We start from the raw sequence: 21,637 nt of genomic DNA on the forward strand, positions 1-21,637 counted from the left end.
TAATGTACAGCTGGAATTGCTGCTATAAATTATCAATAACGCTACTTACTCTTTCAGTAATTTCAGCAATTGAACCTATTCCATTTACTGCGTGAAATTTTCCTTGCTCCTGATAATAATCCATTAAAGGAGCTGTTTTTTCATTGTATTCTTGGTACCGATTTCTGATTTTTTCTTCGTCTTGATCATCAATTCTACCACTTGTTTTTCCTCTTTCAAGTAATCTTGCAACCAAGATTTCATCATCGGCCTCGAGCGCAATTGTTGCGGCAACTTGAGAACCTATTGAAGTAAGAAATACATCTAAATCTTTGGCTTGTGAAATTGTTCTTGGGTACCCGTCAAACAAAATTCCATTGGTATCTGGGTGTTTATTTACCTCATCTATTAGCATTTTAGTAGTCAATTCATCTGGCACTAAATCCCCAGCATCCATATATACTCTTGCTTGTTTCCCAAGTTCGGTATCGTTTTTTAAATTAAAACGAAATACATCACCCGTGGAGATATGCGTTAATTTGTATTTTTCTTTTAAAAATTCAGCTTGAGTTCCTTTACCTGCTCCTGGTTTTCCAAATAAAACAATGTTAGTCATGTTGTTGTGTAGTTATTCTTTTAATTTATATACTTCGGGTAAATTCCTTCCTAAACCATCATAATCTAGTCCAAAACCTACAATAAACTTATTTGGAATTCGAATTCCAACGTAATCTATTTTTACTTCCTTTGTGTATGCTTCCGGTTTGAAAAAAAGTGTTGCTATTTTAAAATGTTTTACATTTTGTTTTTTGAATAATTCTTTCAGTTCCACTAAAGTATTTCCGGTATCTACAATATCTTCTATTATAATAACGGTGCGTCCGGTCAAATCCTGATTCAGTCCTATTAATTGTTTTACTTCGTTTGTGGAAGAAGTTCCTTCGTAAGAGGCCATTTTTATGAAAGATACCTCACATGGTTTTTTATACAGTTTCATAAAATCCGAAACTACCATAAAAGAACCATTCAAGACACCCACAAATACTGGTATTTCGTCAGCAAAATCATCTTCTATTTGCGCAACCATTTTTGCGATTGCAAAGTCAATTTCTTTAGCAGAAATAAACGGAACAAATTGTTTATCGTGAAGTTGTATCATTATTTTCGTGTTTAAAATAATGCGCAAAGATACAGAATTCGAATTTGACAATTGATAAATGGGCATTAATTTGTAATCGAGTGATTGAATGCACTAATTATCCTAATAACACAACTATAAAATTTAAATTAAAAATCTTAAAAAATTCATATAATTTAATCAAAAACAAGCAGTTAGACGACTATTAGAATCTGTTAATCGAAAAAATATTGTATTGAATTTATTTATTCCTAAATTTAAGTGTAGGATATTGAAAATCGTAAAATTATGGCTTCATTAAATCCAAATACAGCAGTTTTAGGTGTCAAAAACGCTAAACATTTATTGCGAAGAGCAACTTTTGTTTACACCAAGGTCTTGATAGACCAATATTCTAAATTAACTCCAAGCGAAGCTTTGGATTTATTATTAGCAGACAATCCACTTACCATTAATCTACCTTATGACCCTCTTCCATTAACAGCACCCGATGGTTACTGGACTGAATCTACAAATTTAGCAACTACATTTCTTGATCAAAATAGAAAAGCAACAATTGTAACTGGATGGTGGTGGTATAATTCTATAAGTAGTCCGACGTTAAAATTCAAACTTTCTCATTTTCTATCAACCCGATTTACCGTGATAAGAAATACTGATGTATCTGGATCAGCAACAGAGTTTTATGACTACATCCGTTTGCTTTTATTTTATTCTTATGGTAACTATAAAAAGTTAGCAAAAAAAATGACGCTCAATAATGCTATGCTTTGTTTTTTAAATAACAATTCTAATATAAAGAGTTCCCCAAATGAAAATTATGCTCGTGAATTTCTAGAATTATTCACCATAGGCAAAGGTGTGCAAATTGCCGCTGGAAATTACACGAATTATACGGAGTCAGATATTGTTCAGGCAGCACGAATTTTAACCGGATTTAAAAGAAAAGCGGACCGGTCTATAATTGATTCTGATACTGGAATTCCAAAAGGATACAATCAATTCTCTGATCACAATACTAGTTCTAAAACATTTAGCGGTGCTTTTAACAACAAAATAATTACTTCTGCAAGTGATGCCGCTTCGATGGATACCGAATTAGAGAATTACATTGAAATGGTTTTTAACCAACCGGCTACAGCCAAAAATATTTGCAGAAAAATATATTCCTATTTTGTAAAAAGTACTATTTCAACCGAAGCTGAAAATGATATTATAACTCCCTTAGCACAAGAACTCTATGACAATGGCTATGAAATTATTCCAATTATTAGAAAATTATTAGAAAGCCAACATTTTTATGATTTAGATGACAGTAATGCAACTGATGAAACTATTGGAGGAATTATAAAATCCCCAATTCAACAACTCTCAGAAATATGTACGTATTTACAAGCTACCATACCAGATCCTACTTCTAAGCCATTAGAATTTTACAGTACTTTTTGGTTCAATTTTGCTTATAATACATTTTTAACAAGTTCAAATATGGGGTTATTTAATCCTGAAAATGTAGCTGGTCATGCTGCCTATTATCAGGCTCCTGATTTTGATAAAAACTGGATCTCTTCTTCCACTTTAATCGCAAAATATAGGTTAGGGGAGTCCTTACTTGACGGAGTAAACAGGATTGCTGGCAATAGTAATATCACCGCCAAAATATATATTCCAGACGTACTAAAAAACACTGGAATTGTATCAAATCCTTCGGATCCTTTTGTGTTAACTTCTGAGTTATGTAATGCACTTTTTGCTCAGGAAGCAGACACTGATCGTATTAACTATTTTATGAATTCTTTCCTCCTGCAGGGTCTTTCTGATTATTATTGGACAGATGCATGGAATACTTTTATCAGCACCAATAATAGTACAGTGGTCGAGTCTCGATTAAAGCTATTAGTAACCAAAATATTAAGAGCTCCCGAATCTCAAATGTTTTAGTATTATTTCAAAAATTTATTTAGGAACCAAGATATTTAAGGAAACTTAAATCTCAAATATTTTGGTATCATTCAAAAATTCATTTAACGACCAAGGTATTAAGAGACCCCAAATCTCGTACGTTTTAGTATTATTTCCATAATTAATAACAAAACAACAAATATCATGAGAAGAAGAAATTTTATTAAATTGACTTCAACAGCTAGTGCACTTTCATTATTGCCTACAGAAGTTTTTGCTCTTTTCAAATCAGCAGGCATGACAACCTGCCCTGATTCCAGCTCAAAAAAAATAGTTTTAATTCAATTAGCTGGCGCTAATGATGGATTAAATACTATTGTACCCATCAATCAATATGATACTTATGCAGCATTGCGACCGAACATAAAGCTTAATAATGTTGGGATGACAAATGGTATTATAAATCTGGATTCAACTTTAGCATTAACAGATCAAGTAGGACTACATCCTTCATTAATAGGGTTTAAAAACCTGTATGATAACGGATTCATGAGAATCATTCAAGGGGTTGGCTATCCATCCCAAGACAAATCCCATTTTAAATCAACTGATTTATGGTTAACAGGAGGAGATGGCACCATGGCCAATAATAATTTTGACAGCGGATGGACGGGACGTTTTCTTGAGAATTATTATGCCGATTTTTTAAATTCAAACTTTCCTTTAGGAATTCAACTTGGAAGCAGTGACAATTCATTAGGTTTTCATGGTGAAATTGAACACGGCATGTCTTTAAATATTAGCGGTCAGGATTTATCCGGATTTTATTCTGTAGTGAATGGTTTAGGAGGACAACCACCAGCAACTATTGCAGATTCAGAATATGGAGGTTTAATTCAATACATTATTAACAATGATACTTCCACAAATTCTTATGCGCAAACTATTTCGAATTCCTTTAATTCTGGATCCAACACATTAACCTATCCTAATACCAATTTATCCAATCAGTTAAAAACAGTAGCACGTTTTATTTCAGGTGGTCTTCAAACCAAGGTTTATTTAGTTAAAGTGGGCGGATTTGACACTCATGACATGCAAGTAGCCGCAAATAATACGACACATTTAGGTAATCATGCCAATCTTTTGACTCAAATATCAGAGGCGATTAGCACTTTCATCACGGATTTGAACAATCAAAACATAGGAAATGATGTTGTGGCGGTAACTTTTTCAGAATTTGGGAGAAAAGCGGGAGAAAATGCAAGCCTAGGTACTGATCATGGAGAAATTGCCCCGATGTTTGTTTTTGGAAATGCAATAAATCCGGGAATCTCTGGTACAAATATTAATTTATCAGAAGCCGTTTTAGCAAATAATTATCAGGTTCGAACTGTTCAGCATGATAACAGGAGAGTTTTTAGTACAATCCTTCAAGATTGGTTTGGAACGAGCAACCAAACATTGGATTTGACTTTTTATAATAACACCACCAATACTGGATTTTCAAATAATAAAATAGCGGATTTAATAAAAACTCCAAACGTAGTTAATTCGACCTGTTATACTGACAAATTACTTTCCCTAAATGAATTCAAAAATGCGTATGAAGTTCTCATTTATCCAAATCCAACTTCAGAACTCATCACCATTAATGCACCAAACAACAATGATATTTATTCGGTTTCCATATATTCAATAGACGGGAAATTTATTGGAAAATATAAAAACCCTTTAAACGGCAGTCAGTTTTCAATTAATGTTGAAAATCTATCCACGGGGTTTTATAATTTAAAAATCGAGACTACCAACGGGAACTTTTCTAAAAAAGTAATCGTGAGAAGATAACATCCTCAATATTGAAATATCTATAAAACTATTTTACAAGTCGTATCTTTTTATTATTAATCATTTAAAAGTATCTTTGTAAAATCAATTTTACAGATAAATTTCTATACAACGATGAATTATTTTTCTTCTGATTTTAAACTGGGAATTCTAGGCGGCGGACAACTTGGCAAAATGCTGTTGTTTGACACCCGAAAATTCGACATACAAACTTATGTACTTGATCCAAGTGATGAAGCACCATGCAAAATAGCTTGCGACCAATTTTTCAAAGGGGACTTAATGAATTTTGAAACCGTTTATAATTTTGGAAAATTAGTTGATGTTTTGACTTTTGAAATCGAATTGGTTAATCTTGAAGCTTTAGTAAAACTCGAGGAAGAAGGATTAAAAGTATATCCTTCTCCTAAAACACTGAAACTTATTCAAAACAAAGGAATTCAAAAAGATTTTTACTTACAACATACTATTCCAACTGCAAATTACAAGCGATTTCCTAATCTAAAAAGTGTAATTGTTGACATTCTTGATTCCAAACTAAAATTACCATTTATATGGAAATGTACGGAATTTGGATACGACGGAAATGGCGTTAAAGTAATTCGACAAATATCGGATTTAGATAATTTAGCCAATGTAGAATGCATTGCTGAAGAAATGATTCCATTCAAAAATGAATTGGCAGTTATTGTTTGTCGCAATCCTTCAGGAGAAATAAAAACCTATCCTGTGGTTGAAATGGAATTTCATCCAGAAGCCAACCAAGTGGAATATGTCATTTGTCCTGCTCGCATTGATGATAAAGTAGCCGAAAAAGCAAGAGCAATCGCGTTGAATGTTTCCGAAAAATTCAATCACGTTGGTTTATTAGCCGTTGAAATGTTTCAAACTGAAAATGATGAAATACTAGTTAACGAAGTTGCTCCTCGCCCGCACAATTCAGGTCATTATTCTATTGAAGCCAGTTATACCTCACAATTTGAAAACCATTTACGCGCCATTCTCAATTTACCTTTAGGAAATACGGACAGTAAAGTAGCAGGGATTATGGTGAATTTGGTAGGTGCAGAAGGTTTTTCTGGAGATGTAATTTATGAAAATATCGAAAAAATATTAGGTTGGAATGGTGTTACGCCGCACATTTACGGAAAAAAACAAACGCGTCCCTTTAGAAAAATGGGACATGTAACCATCGTAAATGAAGATATTAACGAAGCCCGAAGAATTGCTGAAAACGTGAAGAATACGATTCGAGTAATTGCCTAAATTATTTAAAAGTAAAATTATAAATTTTGATTAATCGATTAAACGGATAAGCAAATAAACAAATAAAACGATAATGAAAGTAGCCGTAATAATGGGAAGCATCTCTGATATGCCAGTTATGCAAGAAGCCATAGACATCTTAAAAGCATTTGATATAGAAACAGAAGTTGACATTGTTTCTGCACACAGAACTCCAGAAAAATTATTTGATTTTAGTAAAAATGCACATCATCGTGGAATTACGGTAATTATTGCCGGTGCTGGCGGTGCTGCACATTTACCTGGAATGGTCGCTTCGATGTCGCCACTTCCAGTAATTGGTGTTCCTGTAAAATCCAGTAATTCAATTGATGGTTGGGATAGTATTTTATCCATTCTTCAAATGCCGGGTGGCGTTCCTGTAGCAACTGTTGCACTAAATGGAGCAAAAAATGCTGGAATTCTTGCCGCTCAAATCATAGGAAGTCACAACAAAAGTGTCCTTGACAGAATCATATTGTATAAAACTGGATTGAAAGAAGCGGTAAATATTGCCTCCGAAACTCTTAATAAATAATAAAAAAAGCTCCATTACGGAGCTTTTTTTATTTCAAATCAGGAATTCTTTATTCTACATTGACTGCTACTTCCAGAACTCCTTCGAATTCCGAAGCAATGATATCTTCTTTGTTTAACCAATATTCTGAGGTAGTCAAAGTATAATTTACGTTATCCGAAGTTGTCAAATTCCATAAAATATCTTCGGCTTCCGGAAAAGGTGCATTTTCATTCATCGCGTGATCAAACAATCTTTTGATAAGAGTACTCCCTGACAAACCGTTACTTAACAATTTTAAAACATTTTCTTTCGTTAATTCACTTGCTCCTTCTGATGCCGTCATACTGCACTCAAGAATTGTGGCTTTTGCATTAGGGAATTTACCGTTGTACGCTTTAAAAAGCAATTGATTGACATGAAATAAAGTCGAATGCAAACCTATTTCAGGATATTCTTCACAGACTTTGTCTAAAAACATATCATTTGAAATTTGCTGAATTTGACCTTCATTTAAATCTTGTGATAATTTGTATTCCAATACAATTACAGCAGCATCTTTAGGTTCAAAATCAGAAATTGCCATAAATAACAATTCTCTTAAACTGGCTGCATCAGCATCTGAAGCATCTGGATAATCGAATTTTTCAAGTAGTTTGACATAATCTTCATTTGTCCAATATTCCTCGATTTGATCAACAGTATTAGCGCTTTTTATTATAATTTGATACTTCATATTTTATTTATTTTTTAATCCGTTTCTTCAAAAACCAATCCTTTTTTTACAATTTAAGGCTTTATTACTGCCAAACGAAATAAATAACATTTAAATAACACAATCCATTCTAGCATTTTAGGGCAAATCAATTCCTTTAGCAACCTCATTTTTTTCAATAAATCCATACCTTTGTTATCTTTAAACATCGAATTATTTTTATAAAAAAAATACAAATGAGCATCCTAACACACCATTTCAATACAAAATATAACACTGCCCCTTTTTCGAAAATAAAGAACGAAGATTTTCTTCCTGCTTTTCAAAAAGGAATCGAATTTGCAAAAGCCGAAATCGATGCTATTGTAAGAAATCCTATAAAACCAACTTTCGAAAATACGATTGAAGCATTAGCATTCAGCGGAGATGTTTTGGATAGAATTTCAAGTATATTTTTCAATTTGAATTCAGCGGAAACGAATGATGAGATTCAAAAAATTGCACAGGAAGTCTCTCCTTTATTGTCTGAATTTGGAAATGATGTTCGCCTAAATCCAGATTTATTTGCTAGAGTAAAAACGGTTTACGAGCAAAGAGACAAGCTGAATCTAAATCCGGAACAAACAACACTTTTAGATAAAAAATACAAAAGCTTCTCCAGAAACGGAGCTAATTTACCGGAAGACAAGAAGAATCAATTACGAGAAATCGACAAAGAATTATCGAAAATGAGTTTGCAGTTTGGTGAAAATGTTTTGGCCGAAACGCAAGCGTATCAATTGCATATTACAAACGAATCCGATTTAGCTGGTTTACCGGAAGGAACTACAGAAGCAGCCCATTCATTGGCTAAAAGTCAAGAAAAAGAAGGCTGGATTTTTACGTTGGATTATCCAAGCTATGTTCCGTTTGTGACGTATGCTGATAATCGTGAACTACGCAAGAAAATGGCAATCGCTTTTGGTGCCAAAGGTTTTCAAAATAACGAATTTGACAATCAGGAAATCGTACTTAAAATTGCCAAATTGCGTTTTGACCGAGCTCAGGTTTTAGGATATGCATCTCACGCTCATTTTGTTCTTGAAGAAAGAATGGCAGAAAATCCAGAGAAAGTAAAAACATTTTCGAATGACTTATTAGAAAAAGCCAAACCGGCCGCTTTGAAAGAATTTGCACAATTGACCGCTTTCGCAAAAGAATTAGATGGTATTGAACAATTGGAAAAATGGGATGGTGCCTATTATTCGGAGAAATTGAAGCAGCAATTATTCAATCTGGATGATGAAATATTAAAACCGTATTTCCAATTAGAAAAAGTCTTGGACGGTGCTTTTGCAGTAGCACAAAAATTATATGGAATCACCTTCGAAGAAATTTTCGAAGTGGATAAATACCATGAAGAAGTAAAAACGTATGAAGTAAAAGACGAGGAAGACCAATTAGTTGCCGTATTTTATGCTGATTTCTTTCCAAGAAAAGGCAAACGCAACGGAGCCTGGATGACGTCTTTTAAATCGCAATACATAAAAAAAGGAATCAACGAAAGACCACACATTTCAATTGTATGTAATTTCACAAAACCTACAGAAACAAAACCATCTTTGTTAACTTTTAATGAAGTAACGACTTTGTTTCATGAATTTGGCCATGCGCTACACGGCATGTTAGCTAACACAACATATCCAAGTCTATCAGGAACTTCTGTGTATTGGGATTTCGTGGAATTGCCAAGTCAAATTTTGGAAAACTGGTGCTACGAGCCGGAAGCATTGGCTTTGTTCGCATACCATTATCAAACTGGCGAAATGATTCCGATGAAATTAGTTCATAAAATTAAAGAAAGTGCCAGTTTTCAAGAAGGAATGGCAACGATGCGCCAATTGAGTTTTGGATTGTTAGATATGGGTTGGCATGCTCAGAATCCATCAAACATTAAAGATATCAAAGCTTTCGAAACCGAACAATTTGCAGCCACACAACTCTATCCTGATGTAAAGGAAAATGCAATGAGCACTTCTTTTTCCCATATTTTTCAAGGTGGTTATTCTTCTGGATATTACAGCTACAAATGGGCGGAAGTTCTGGATGCTGATGCTTTCGAATATTTTCAGGAAAAAGGTATTTTCAATAAAGAAGTGGCAACCAAATTCAAGGAAAATGTACTTTCTAAAGGCGGAACAGAACATCCGATGATTTTGTACAAACGCTTTAGAGGACAGGAACCGAAGCCGGAAGCGCTGTTGAGAAGAGCGGGATTGGTTTAAATGAATGATTATTTGAAACCCGAAGTTTAAATTTCTTCGGGTTTTTTAATGCGCTATGATTTAGTACTGAAAATTAAAATGCAATAATTTACTTTTGTTAAAGATTTAAAATCAACTCATTCTTACCATTGGGTCAAAAATCATTATTGAAGACAAACGAAAAACCTAAATTTTGATGACTACCATAAAAATTCGAACAAAAATAAAAGCACCAATACAAACTGTTTTTGATGTATCAAGAGATATTGACGTACACCAACAATCAGCAAGTCCTACAAAGGAAACCGCTATCGACGGAATAACTACAGGATTGATCAATTACAACGAAACGGTGACTTGGCGCGGTAAACATTTTGGTTTTTATCTGACTCATAAAAGCCGAATAACTGCTATGAATCTGTATGAGTATTTTGTAGATGAAATGGAAGAAGGAAAATTCAAATCATTCCGACACGAACATTTTTTTTATGAAAAAAATGGCGTCACCACAATGAAGGACAAATTGTATTATGAAATGCCCTATGGACTCCTTGGCGAACTATTTGACTTTTTATTTTTAAAAAATCATCTGATCAATTTTCTTATCGAAAGAAATAAAATATTAAAAAATTTATCTGAAAACGAGCAGTAATAACCACCAAACAATTGGCACGCTTTCCACCCAAAAAGAAGTATAGTATTTGGAGCGTTTTTCATTGGCAAAAACCAGAAACAATGCAATCATAATCACTAGTATCAAGTTTACAATTAATTGATTTTCATCAAAATTACTTTTTAGTAATTCCAGAAAATAAAAAGGAATCAAAAGTAACAATCCCAGCATTTTGGTTCGCTTCACTCCTATTTGTTGCGGTACGGTTTGTAAATGTGGATCATCATTTGCCAAATCAATAATTTCAAAAATAAGCACCAATACAAAAATCAGGATAAATCGCTGTATGCATTTCAGATAGAAATCAAGTGTTATCGAAACATCAGCATTCAAAATAGGCAAAGCCAAAGTCACTCCTACCCAACACAACGCCACAATGTAAATTTTTACGCCAGCCCAGTTTCTTGCATTTTTTTTATTTGGAAAAAACGGAAGCGTGTACAATAAAGTGATACTCAAAAAAGCGACTGCTACGATTTGGGTAATCCGCTGCAAATGAAAAAAATAAAAACCAACCAAAAGAAGCGCAAAAAAACTAAATACGGCAATGATTTTCAACTCCTTGCGCATCTTTAATTTTTTGGCTCTGGCCAAAGCATCATATTTTACGAAATTATATCCTACAATTGTTCCAAAAAAAACAAAATTAGCTATTGGTTCATCCGAAAAAATGTGGAACATATGTTGCGTCATTCGCACTAAGGCATAACACGACAATCCCACGTGAATACTGCTATTGATATAAAAATTGAATAGTTGTTTAAAAATCTTCATTAGACAAAATTAGTCAATTGTGAACAAATACATCATTTAGTTGAAAAATTGATAAAAAAGGAGACCAAAAATACCTTTTAGATTATTAATAATACTTAATTTTGCACCACTAAAAAAACAACACCTACATTTTTATATGAAAACAGATGCTTTTGCTTTAAGACACATTGGTCCAAGAGAAAACGACCTACAACATATGTTGAAAACGATTGGAGCGGAGACGCTTGACCAGTTGATTTTCGAGACAATTCCTAGTGATATTCGTCTAAAAGCTGATTTAGATTTAGATCCGGCAATGACCGAATATGAATTTGCAAATCACATTCAAAAATTAGGGAATAAAAATAAAGTTTTCCAATCCTACATTGGTTTGGGTTACAATGCAGCTATTATCCCTGCAGTTATCCAAAGAAACGTTTTTGAAAACCCGGGATGGTACACTGCTTACACACCTTATCAAGCTGAAATTGCCCAAGGTCGTTTAGAAGCAATTTTGAATTTTCAAACTATGGTTATCGAATTAACCGGAATGGAAATTGCCAATGCTTCTTTATTGGACGAAGGAACTGCCGCTGCTGAAGCAATGGCATTACTTTTTGATGTTCGCTCTCGTGACCAAAAGAAAAATAATGTTTGTAAATTCTTCGTTTCCGAAGAAATATTACCGCAAACTTTATCGGTTTTACAAACGCGTTCTACACCAGTTGGTGTTGAATTAGTAATTGGAAACCATGAAGATTTTGACTTTTCAACGGAATATTTTGGAGCTATTCTTCAATATCCAGGAAAATTTGGACAAGTTCATGACTATGCTGATTTCATAGCTAAAGCTGCCACAAACGAAATAAAAGTAGCTGTTGCTGCTGACATTTTGAGTTTGGCAAAATTAACTCCTCCTGGAGAAATGGGCGCTGCAGTTGTTCTTGGAACTACACAACGTTTCGGAATTCCATTAGGTTACGGTGGTCCACATGCTGCCTATTTCGCTACTAAAGACGAATACAAAAGAAGCATGCCAGGAAGAATCATCGGTGTAACTGTTGATACGAATGGCAATCGTGCCTTGCGTATGGCGTTACAAACCCGTGAGCAACACATTAAACGTGACAAAGCCACTTCAAATATTTGTACTGCACAAGTTTTATTGTCCGTTATGGCAGGAATGTATGCCGTTTATCACGGACCAAAAGGCTTGCAATATATCGCTAATAAAGTCCATGCTTCGGCAGCTACATTGGCAAACGCATTAGAAAAACTAGGTTTACAACAAACCAATACTGCTTTCTTTGACACTATTGTTGTTAAGGCTGATGCCAAAAAAGTGAAGGCTATTGCTGAACAAAACGAAATCAACTTTTATTACATCGACGAAAATACGGTTTCAATTTCTTTAAACGAAACAACAAGTATAGCTGATTTAAATACTATTATTGCTGTTTTTGCTTCCGCAAAAGAGACTCAAGCAACTACAATTGAAAGTTTATCAGAAACCAATCATTTTCCAGAAAACATAAACAGAACATCTACTTTCTTACAACATGATGTTTTCAACAAACACCATTCGGAAACCGCTTTGATGCGTTACATCAAAATGCTGGAACGAAAAGATTTGGCTTTAAATCATTCCATGATTTCACTAGGTTCTTGTACCATGAAACTGAATGCAGCTTCAGAAATGTTGCCATTAAGCATGCCACAATGGAATAACATTCACCCATTTGCACCGCTTGACCAAGCACAAGGATACCAAGAAATGTTGGCTAAACTAGAGCAACAATTAAATGTTATCACTGGTTTTGCAGGAACAACTTTACAACCTAACTCAGGTGCGCAAGGGGAATATGCAGGATTAATGGTTATTCGTGCCTACCATCAGTCAAGAGGAGATCATCATAGAAATATTGCTTTAATTCCATCATCAGCTCACGGAACAAATCCGGCTTCAGCAGCTATGGCAGGAATGAAAGTAATTGTTACTAAAACATTGGAAAATGGAAATATCGACGTTGAAGATTTACGTGAAAAAGCAGTTCTTCATGCAGCCAATCTTTCTTGTTTAATGGTAACCTATCCATCAACTCACGGTGTTTTTGAAAGTGCTATTAAAGAAATCACACAATTGATTCACGATAACGGTGGACAAGTTTATATGGATGGTGCCAATATGAATGCGCAAGTAGGATTAACAAATCCTGCAACTATTGGTGCTGACGTTTGTCACTTAAACTTACACAAAACGTTTGCAATTCCTCACGGTGGTGGTGGACCAGGAGTTGGACCAATATGTGTTGCTCCACAATTAGTTCCATTTTTACCATCAAACCCTGTAATCCCAACAGGAGGTTCAACTGCAATCACAGCTATCTCTGCAGCTCCTTGGGGTTCTGCTTTAGTCTGTTTGATTTCTTACGGTTACATCTCAATGTTGGGTGCCGAAGGTTTGAAACAATCCACTCAATATGCGATTCTAAACGCAAACTACATTAAAGAAAAATTAAACGGTCATTATGATACGTTATATTCTGGAGAAATGGGTCGTGCGGCTCACGAAATGATCTTGGAATGTCGTCCTTTCAAACAAAAAGGAATTGAAGTTACTGATATCGCAAAACGTCTAATGGATTATGGTTTCCACGCTCCTACCGTTTCTTTCCCAGTTGCAGGAACCTTAATGATTGAACCAACAGAAAGTGAAAATTTAGAAGAGTTAGACCGTTTTTGTGACGCGATGATTTCAATCAGAAAAGAAATTGAAGCTGCTACTATTGAAGATAAAAACAATGTTTTGAAAAATTCTCCACATACGTTAGCCATGCTTACAACTGATGTTTGGGACTTCCCTTACACTCGCGAACAAGCAGCTTTCCCATTAGATTATATTGCTGAAAATAAATTCTGGCCAACTGTTCGTCGTGCTGACGATGCTTATGGCGATAGAAATTTAGTTTGTTCTTGTGCGCCAATTGAGGCGTATATGGAAAGCTAATTTTTAAATTAATTCAATAAAATGTCTCGAGAAATCGGGGCATTTTTTTTATACTTGAAAATTTATACAAAATTTTAAAAATAGTACAATGTAAATTCTTAAAAGATCCATTTTACTAATTGCAACAATTAGCAAAGAAATATCGCATCGTTTTTTGTAATTTGTAAAAAAATAATCAATATTTTTGCCAATAAATTATTATTTCATAATTATATGCATGCATAGTAAATTTTATGAGTGTACTAATTTATTTATGATTAAATTAGCCTGAATTTTTGGAAAAATAACCCGATGAAAATAAAAATAACTGGAATAGGAAGTTATATTCCTGAGAAAAAAGTAAGCAATACAGACTTTGGCGAACATGTTTTTTTAAACGAAGATGGAACCGCCTTTGGTTACCCTAACGAAGTTGTCATTAATAAATTTAAAGGGATAACGGGAATCGAACACAGACGTTATGCCGAGGATGAGTACACCTCATCTGATTTAGCTTTTTTTGCTTCTCAAAAAGCAATAGAAAATGCAGGAATTGATCCGGAAACAATAGATTATATCATCTTTGCACACAACTTTGGTGATGTAAAATCCGGAACAAATCAATCTGATATGATTCCAAGTTTGGCCACACGTGTGAAACATAAACTACAAATAAAGAACCCAAAATGCGTTGCTTATGATATCCTTTTTGGATGTCCAGGCTGGATAGAAGGGGTTATGCAGGCCAATGCTTTCATCAAATCAGGAATGGCAAAACGATGCCTTGTAATTGGAGCCGAAACGCTTTCAAGGGTAGTCGACGCACATGACAGGGATTCTATGATATATTCGGATGGCGCTGGTGCCTCAGTCATTGAAGCTTCTGATGATGAAACAGGAATGTTGTCTTATGAAAGTGCTACGTATGCGAATGATGAAGCTAATTATTTATTTTTTGGAAAATCATACAATCCTGATTTAGATCCAGACATTCGTTACATAAAAATGTATGGTCGAAAAATATACGAATTTGCATTAAGCCAAGTTCCGGCTGCAATGAAAAGTTGCTTAGACAAAAGCGGAATAGGCATTGATGACGTGAAAAAAATCCTTATCCATCAAGCCAATGAAAAAATGGACGAAGCGATAATTCAACGTTTTTACAAATTACACGACAGACCCGTACCAAAAGACATCATGCCTATGAGCATCCATGAACTTGGAAATAGCAGTGTGGCAACAGTACCTACGCTTTACGACCTGTTAATTCGCGGAGAAATAGAAAACCAATCCATACAAAAAGGCGATGTTCTTATCTTTGCATCAGTTGGTGCGGGAATGAATATCAACGCATTTGTTTATAGATATTAAGCATCAAGGAATTTGGTAATCAGGAGCTAATCCGGCTGTACATTACAATTCCTCACTACAAAACTTGTTTTTCTAAGGTGCAAGAAAGCTTCTTTTAGTCGCTTTTTGCACCTTGAAAAACTACATTTTGAAGCTCCGGGATTTTCATTCCCATCCGGGCTAAAAAACAATGCCCAAAAACACATTTATTACTATATTTGTGCCTTCGTGCCCTTGCGGCAAAATCAAAAAAACATGTACGAAAAAACGTTTCCCAATAAAAGATTCAAACACACTTTAGAATTTCTAAAAAAACACATCTCAACGGATGAAACCATATTAGATTTAGGTGTAGAAAACCCTTTTTCTAAAATCATGAAATCGGAAGGATTTACTGTTAAAAACACAACAGGAGAAGACTTAGATACCGACCAAACTGTACTTTCAAATGAAAAAAAGGATGTGGTAACAGCTTTTGAAATCTTTGAACATTTGCTAAATCCTTACACGATTTTAAGCGAAATAAAATCCGATAAGCTTTTTATATCGATCCCAATGCGTTTGTGGTTTTCACCAGCATATAGAAGTAAAACTGATATGTGGGATAGACATTACCATGAATTTGAAGATTGGCAATTAGACTGGCTATTGGAAAAAACAGGTTGGAAAATAATCGACAGAGAAAAATGGACCAATCCAGTAAAAAAATTTGGTCTTCGTCCCTTATTGAGAAAATTCACCAACAGGTATTATATTGTTTACGCTGAAAAAATAAAATAATGAATTATTACATTGTTATTCCGGCTCATAACGAAGAAGCATTTATTGCTTTAACATTGGAATCTTTGATTTCTCAAACCGTTTTACCAAAAAAAGTAGTCGTAGTCAATGACAATTCCACTGATAAAACTGCCGAAATTGTAACAGCTTTCGCTAAAGAAAATCCGTTTATCACTTTGGTAAACAAAACTTCAAGTGCCATACATCTCCCGGGAAGTAAAGTCATTCAGGCTTTTCACAAAGGTTTCGAAACATTGGACGAAGCGTATGACGTTATCGTAAAACTGGATGCAGATTTAATTTTACCTAACAACTATTTTGAAACTGTTTTAAATATTTTCGAAAAAGATGCAACAATAGGAATGGCAGGTGGATTTGCCTACATTGAAAAAAATGGCGAATGGATTCTGGAAAACCTAACCGATAAAGACCATATTCGTGGTGCCTTTAAAGCCTACAGAAAAGCATGTTTTGAACAAATAGGGAATTTAAAACCAGCTATGGGTTGGGATACCGTTGATGAATTATTATCTAAATTTCACGGATGGAAAGTAGTTACTGATGCTTCCTTAATCGTAAAACATTTGAAACCAACAGGTGCTAATTATAACAAAACAGCCCGATACAAACAAGGCGAAGCATTTTACACTTTAGGTTACGGATTTTTAATCACTTCGATTGCTTCAGCAAAACTGGCAATGATGAAGAAAAAGCCTTTCCTTTTTTTAGATTACATCAAAGGTTTTTGGAAAGCCAAAGCGGCTAAAACTCCTTTATTAGTAACAGCAGAACAAGCAAAATTTATTCGAAAGTATCGTTTAAAGAAAATGAAAGAAAAGCTTTTTTAGCTTCATTAATCAAAAAATTGCAAACTGAAAAGTATAAACTGCTAACTAATCCTTAATTTAGCCTATAATCGTAAAACTATGATGCTCATTCGTTATATATCTCAAATAGGAAGATACTTCCTAATGCTGAAAGAAATTTTCAATAAACAGACGAAATGGTCTGTGATGAAAAATTTAATTTTCAAAGAAATTGATGATTTAATTATTGGCTCTCTTGGAATTGTAGCTTTCATTTCTTTCTTCGTAGGAGGTGTTGTTGCTATACAGACTGCATTAAATTTGACAAACCCTTTGATTCCTAAATATCTTATAGGTTTTGCGACTCGACAATCTATTATTTTAGAGTTTGCACCTACTTTTATTTCCGTGGTTATGGCAGGAAAAATGGGTTCGTTTATTACCTCAAGTATTGGTACCATGAGAGTAACGGAACAAATCGATGCCCTTGAAGTTATGGGAGTAAATTCATTAAATTATTTAGTTTTTCCTAAACTAATGGCATTATTATTATATCCGTTTCTTATTGGGATTGCTATGTTTCTTGGTATTCTAGGTGGTTATATAGCTAGTGTATATGGCGGTTTTGGAAGCAGCGTTGATTTTGTTGATGGAATTCAAAGAGAATTTATTCCTTTTCATATTGCCTATGCTTTTATAAAGACTTTCATATTTGCTTTACTTTTAGCAACAATCCCATCCTTTCACGGATACTATATGAAAGGTGGAGCACTAGAGGTAGGAAAAGCCAGTACAGTATCCTTTGTATGGACATCAGTGACCATTATTTTGATGAATTATATTTTAACACAATTACTCTTAACGTAATGATAGAAGTAAAAAACGTAGAAAAATCATTTGGCGATATTAAAATTCTTAAAGGCGTATCGACTGTTTTTGAAACTGGTAAAACAAATCTAATTATAGGACAAAGTGGATCAGGTAAAACCGTTTTGCTAAAAAGTCTTTTAGGAATTCATCAACCAGAATCTGGAACAATATCATTTGACGGAAGAGTATATTGTGATTTTAATGCTGATGAAAAACGGGAACTACGAACTGAAATAGGAATGGTTTTTCAAGGTAGTGCCTTATTTGATTCTATGACTGTCGCTGAAAATGTGGGCTTCCCATTGAAAATGTTCACCAAAGATAATAGAGCAAAAATTCAACAACGTGTAGATTTTGTATTAAAAAGAGTCAATCTTACTGACGCCCATAAAAAATTACCATCTGAAATTTCAGGAGGGATGCAAAAACGTGTCGCTATTGCCCGCGCTATTGTAAACAATCCAAAATACCTTTTCTGTGATGAACCAAACTCTGGATTAGACCCAAATACAGCTATATTAATAGATAATCTTATTAAAGAAATCACGGAAGAATACAATATCACTACTGTTATAAACACTCATGATATGAACTCAGTGATGGAAATTGGGGAGAAAATTTTATTCCTAAAAGATGGTGTAAAAGCTTGGGAAGGAACTAAAGAAGAAATTTTCAGGACTGATAATCAAGCTGTAGTTGACTTTGTTTATTCTTCGAATTTATTCAAAAAAGTAAGAGAGGCTTATTTGAAAGAGTAATTTTTTTAAAAAAAATTAACTGGTTTTCAATAACTCTACTTCTGCATTAGGATTGAATAAATACGTTTTACCAGAACTTATCTCTAAGCATTCAAAACGTTTGGTTCTAATGGCTATTTTTTTAAAAATCTTTCCGTTTTGGATTCTGAAAACGCTGCCATAAGGAATTTCGAAAACATAATTTTTATCATTTTGCTGATCAAATTGTTTTAATGCCAATGCCAAAGTAGCATCGGTATCACTGCTGGCTGTTGGATTTTTGAAATGTCTCGCCAACAACGGCAACAAGTGATTTGGAAAAATCTCCGGGCGAATGTATGGAATCATTAATCGTTGAAAGGAATACTTCCACTCGTTTCCATGAGGCTTAATATGTCTCCCAAATTTCTCAAACGCAACCAAATGAGAAATTTCATGAATCAACGTAATCAAAAACTTGTATTTATTCAAGTTTGAATTTACCGTGATTTCATGCTTACCATTCAAGCCTTTTCGATAATCACCATGACGCGTTTGACGCTCGTTAACAATCTTAAGGTGAACCTGATTTTCCACAATGAGTTCAAAGACTGGCTTTACGGCATGTTCCGGTATGTAACGCGCTAATGTCTCACTCATAATTCACCACTTACTTAAATTTTTATAACTCTTTGTTACGGATTTGTAGAAGACACTTGCAACACTTTTCCGTTGAAATATTTATTTCCGGTCAGTGTAAAATTAAAAATATAATCTGCCATTTCACTTGCCGTAATTGGAGCTTGATAACCAGGAAAAGCTTCCGCCAACATTTCTGTTTGAACGGAACCTAATGCCAAAACATTAAAAGCAATACCTCGCTCTTTATATTCCTCTGCTAATAACTCTGACAGTGTAATAACGGCACCTTTACTGGAACTATACGCTGCAAGTCCGGCAAACTTTAAACTTCCTTGAATTCCGCCCATAGAACTTATCGTTACAACGTGACTACCTTTTTGTAAATAAGACAAGCAAATTCGGGTCAAATTAGCAACACCAAAAACATTGACTTTATAGATATTTTCAAAATCTTCCTGAGACGTTTCTGAAAAGGGTTTCAACAATAAACTTCCTGCATTATGAACGACAGCATCAATTTGTTTCCAAGACTTAGAAAGAAAATCTTGCACTTTTTCCAATTCAGACTCATTGGACAAATCAACCGAAAGACAAGTGATATTTTCATTCCCTAATAAAGCCTGAGGAATTTTTCTCGAAATAGCCAAAACTTGATGTCCAGCCTTGGCAAATTGCAATGCCAACTCATATCCTATACCTCTGCTCGTTCCTGTAATAATAATATTTTTCATGTAGCAAAAATAAACAAAAACACTAAAAAAACATCATTTTGACGGTAGGTATTCTTTCGAAGATAAAAATAAGGTTTTCTATAATTTTGCTTAATTTTGCCGAAACAAAATAAGATTTGAATTCGCATAAGATGATAGCAAACATACAATTTGAAGTAGCAAAACTGAGTGACATTGATGGAGTATTAGCATTACAGGAATTATATCTTGTGTCTAATTTATCTGAAGAAGAAAAAGAATTTGGTTTTGTTACCACACCGTTTACAATTCCCCAATTAACCGAAGTCATAGAGCAACAAGGCTTATTTCTTGCTAAAGACAATAGTAAAACCATTGCTTACATATTTTCTGGAAGCTGGGATTTTTTCAACCAATGGCCCATATTCAATTACATGATTACGCTATTACCTGATCTTAAATTTTTAGATTTCGATGTTACTACAACCAACAGTTTTCAATATGGACCTATTTGTATCGATAAAAAATACAGAGGAAAAGGATTGATAACTCCCCTTTTTGAATTCATGAGAAAACACATTGTCAAAAGGTATCCATTAGCATTGACCTTTATCAATAAAACTAATATTCCATCGACAAAAGCGCATACCGAAAAACTAAAATGGACGATTATTGGTGATTTTCAATTCAACAATAACAACTATTTTATTTTGGCTTATAATATGAATCAGCCTGTCTCTTAATATTCACTAATTCATATGAATTTCATGTGTTGCCGTATTGGCCATTTGTGTTACGGCAGGTAATAATTCCTGAATAAATGAAGTCATGTGAGGTAAATCCATAACTTTAAATTCATCCGAAACATGATGGTAGAATTCGAAATTTTCAAAATCGAAAGTACTAACAGACTGGCAAGGGACCTTGAAAACATTGTAAAAAGAATAATTATCTGACCTGTAAAACAATTGATATTCGGCTTCTTTTGGTAGAAAACCAATCGTGTTTTTTCCTGTATATTCATTGATTTTACCTGCCATATTCGATTTGTCAAAACCGGTAATATACGCCAGATAATCTCTTTTCATTGGCACTCCTATCATCTCAATATTGAATTGTGCGTATAAATTAAAATTTTGAGCTTTTAGCTTTTTGGCTAAATGTTTAGAGCCTAACAATCCCTTTTCTTCACCAGCAAAGAACACAAAAAGAATACTCCTTTTATTGTTTTTAGCACTACTGAAATATTTTGCCATTTCAGCAACTGCTGTTGTTCCCGAAGCATCATCATTCGCACCATTATTTATAAAATCTCCATTTACCCCTTTTTTATCGATTCCTATATGATCATAATGTCCGCTAATAATAACGAATTCATTTTTTAGTACAGGATCGTTTCCTTCAACAAAACCGACGATATTAAAAGCAGGTTCTTTGAAATTTGATAACGTATCGCGATAACTGGAAAAATAAGGCTTAACATTATTGTCTTTGAAAAACTGTTCCAAATAATCTGCGGCTTTCACCATTCCTTTTGTTCCGGTTTCTCTGCCTTCCAATTCATCCGAAGTCAAGTATTTCAACGTTTCCGCAACATCACTTTCTTTGACTCTATATTCAGACAGCTCTAATTTTAATCGGGTATCGTTTGTAGCTTGAGCTGTGATAGGAGAATTTCGTACGCATCCGAACAGAACTAACGGTAGCAGTAAAAATCTGTTTTTCATAGTTAATAATTCTTTGGTT

Annotated in this window: 20 protein-coding genes; 13 read left to right on the forward strand and 7 right to left on the reverse strand. The window is 34.1% G+C overall.

The window, feature by feature from the left end:
- Nucleotides 1–22: 22 nt before the first annotated feature.
- Nucleotides 23–595: an adenylate kinase gene (locus tag OA85_RS17645; protein WP_039110241.1), complete on the reverse strand. Its 573-nt coding sequence runs from the start codon at nt 593–595 to the stop codon at nt 23–25.
- Nucleotides 596–607: 12 nt separating this feature from the next.
- Complete coding sequence (gene hpt / locus OA85_RS17650; protein WP_039110242.1) at nt 608–1,138, reverse strand: hypoxanthine phosphoribosyltransferase; 531 nt, start codon at nt 1,136–1,138, stop codon at nt 608–610.
- Between the two features lie 267 nt (nt 1,139–1,405).
- On the opposite strand from hpt, the gene OA85_RS13290 reads away from it, so the two are divergent.
- From OA85_RS13290 to purE, 4 genes are all read left to right on the forward strand, one after another.
- Nucleotides 1,406–3,058 (forward strand): DUF1800 family protein, encoded by a 1,653-nt coding sequence (locus OA85_RS13290; protein ID WP_039110243.1) that lies wholly within the window; start codon nt 1,406–1,408, stop codon nt 3,056–3,058.
- A gap of 165 nt (nt 3,059–3,223) precedes the next feature.
- On the forward strand, nt 3,224–4,867 hold the full coding sequence (locus OA85_RS13295; RefSeq protein WP_082014172.1) for a DUF1501 domain-containing protein: 1,644 nt from the start codon (nt 3,224–3,226) through the stop codon (nt 4,865–4,867).
- A 114-nt stretch (nt 4,868–4,981) separates the two neighbouring features.
- Complete coding sequence (locus OA85_RS13300; RefSeq protein WP_039110245.1) at nt 4,982–6,133, forward strand: 5-(carboxyamino)imidazole ribonucleotide synthase; 1,152 nt, start codon at nt 4,982–4,984, stop codon at nt 6,131–6,133.
- 70 nt (nt 6,134–6,203) lie between these two features.
- On the forward strand, nt 6,204–6,689 hold the full coding sequence (gene purE, locus OA85_RS13305) for a 5-(carboxyamino)imidazole ribonucleotide mutase (protein WP_039110246.1): 486 nt from the start codon (nt 6,204–6,206) through the stop codon (nt 6,687–6,689).
- Between the two features lie 49 nt (nt 6,690–6,738).
- Here the strand turns inward: purE and OA85_RS13310 are convergent, their stop codons facing one another.
- The gene (locus OA85_RS13310; RefSeq protein ID WP_039110247.1) at nt 6,739–7,404 is read right to left on the reverse strand and encodes a hypothetical protein; all 666 of its coding nucleotides are present in this window, start codon (nt 7,402–7,404) and stop codon (nt 6,739–6,741) included.
- 215 nt (nt 7,405–7,619) lie between these two features.
- On the opposite strand from OA85_RS13310, the gene OA85_RS13315 reads away from it, so the two are divergent.
- Both OA85_RS13315 and OA85_RS13320 read left to right on the forward strand, forming a co-directional pair.
- Nucleotides 7,620–9,647, forward strand: coding sequence for a M3 family metallopeptidase (locus tag OA85_RS13315; protein ID WP_039110248.1), 2,028 nt, complete (start codon nt 7,620–7,622; stop codon nt 9,645–9,647).
- Between the two features lie 175 nt (nt 9,648–9,822).
- Nucleotides 9,823–10,278, forward strand: coding sequence for an SRPBCC family protein (locus tag OA85_RS13320; RefSeq protein WP_039110249.1), 456 nt, complete (start codon nt 9,823–9,825; stop codon nt 10,276–10,278).
- Here the strand turns inward: OA85_RS13320 and OA85_RS13325 are convergent.
- Nucleotides 10,258–11,073, reverse strand: a complete 816-nt coding sequence (locus OA85_RS13325; RefSeq protein ID WP_039110250.1) for a hypothetical protein — start codon at nt 11,071–11,073, stop codon at nt 10,258–10,260. The genes OA85_RS13320 and OA85_RS13325 overlap by 21 nt on opposite strands.
- A gap of 136 nt (nt 11,074–11,209) precedes the next feature.
- Between OA85_RS13325 and gcvP the strand changes: the two genes are divergently transcribed.
- From gcvP to OA85_RS13355, 6 genes are all read left to right on the forward strand, one after another.
- Nucleotides 11,210–14,059, forward strand: a complete 2,850-nt coding sequence (gene gcvP, locus OA85_RS13330; protein ID WP_039110251.1) for an aminomethyl-transferring glycine dehydrogenase — start codon at nt 11,210–11,212, stop codon at nt 14,057–14,059.
- Nucleotides 14,060–14,350: 291 nt separating this feature from the next.
- A complete protein-coding gene (locus OA85_RS13335; RefSeq protein ID WP_039110252.1) occupies nt 14,351–15,409 on the forward strand; it encodes a 3-oxoacyl-ACP synthase III family protein in 1,059 nt (352 codons plus the stop codon).
- 234 nt (nt 15,410–15,643) lie between these two features.
- Complete coding sequence (locus OA85_RS13340; RefSeq protein WP_039110253.1) at nt 15,644–16,168, forward strand: methyltransferase; 525 nt, start codon at nt 15,644–15,646, stop codon at nt 16,166–16,168.
- Nucleotides 16,168–17,016 carry a glycosyltransferase family 2 protein gene (locus OA85_RS13345; protein ID WP_039110254.1) on the forward strand — a complete coding sequence of 283 codons (849 nt, stop codon included), beginning with the start codon at nt 16,168–16,170 and terminating at the stop codon, nt 17,014–17,016. The genes OA85_RS13340 and OA85_RS13345 overlap by 1 nt, the downstream gene beginning before the upstream one ends.
- 78 nt (nt 17,017–17,094) lie before the next feature.
- Complete coding sequence (locus OA85_RS13350; protein WP_039110255.1) at nt 17,095–17,841, forward strand: ABC transporter permease; 747 nt, start codon at nt 17,095–17,097, stop codon at nt 17,839–17,841.
- Nucleotides 17,841–18,602: an ABC transporter ATP-binding protein gene (locus OA85_RS13355; protein ID WP_039110256.1), complete on the forward strand. Its 762-nt coding sequence runs from the start codon at nt 17,841–17,843 to the stop codon at nt 18,600–18,602. The genes OA85_RS13350 and OA85_RS13355 overlap by 1 nt, the downstream gene beginning before the upstream one ends.
- 15 nt (nt 18,603–18,617) lie before the next feature.
- On the opposite strand, the gene OA85_RS13360 is transcribed toward OA85_RS13355, so the two are convergent.
- Nucleotides 18,618–19,220, reverse strand: a complete 603-nt coding sequence (locus OA85_RS13360) for a SprT-like domain-containing protein (RefSeq protein WP_039110257.1) — start codon at nt 19,218–19,220, stop codon at nt 18,618–18,620.
- A gap of 35 nt (nt 19,221–19,255) precedes the next feature.
- Complete coding sequence (locus tag OA85_RS13365; RefSeq protein ID WP_039110258.1) at nt 19,256–19,933, reverse strand: SDR family oxidoreductase; 678 nt, start codon at nt 19,931–19,933, stop codon at nt 19,256–19,258.
- Nucleotides 19,934–20,064: 131 nt separating this feature from the next.
- On the opposite strand from OA85_RS13365, the gene OA85_RS13370 reads away from it, so the two are divergent.
- Nucleotides 20,065–20,634: a hypothetical protein gene (locus tag OA85_RS13370; RefSeq protein ID WP_052257256.1), complete on the forward strand. Its 570-nt coding sequence runs from the start codon at nt 20,065–20,067 to the stop codon at nt 20,632–20,634.
- 6 nt (nt 20,635–20,640) lie between these two features.
- Here OA85_RS13370 and OA85_RS13375 read toward each other — a convergent pair whose 3' ends face one another.
- Nucleotides 20,641–21,618: a M20/M25/M40 family metallo-hydrolase gene (locus OA85_RS13375; RefSeq protein WP_039110259.1), complete on the reverse strand. Its 978-nt coding sequence runs from the start codon at nt 21,616–21,618 to the stop codon at nt 20,641–20,643.
- Nucleotides 21,619–21,637 lie beyond the last annotated feature (19 nt).

This window comes from Flavobacterium sp. AED, assembly GCF_000812945.1.
In the GTDB taxonomy this organism is placed as follows: Bacteria; Bacteroidota; Bacteroidia; order Flavobacteriales; family Flavobacteriaceae; genus Flavobacterium.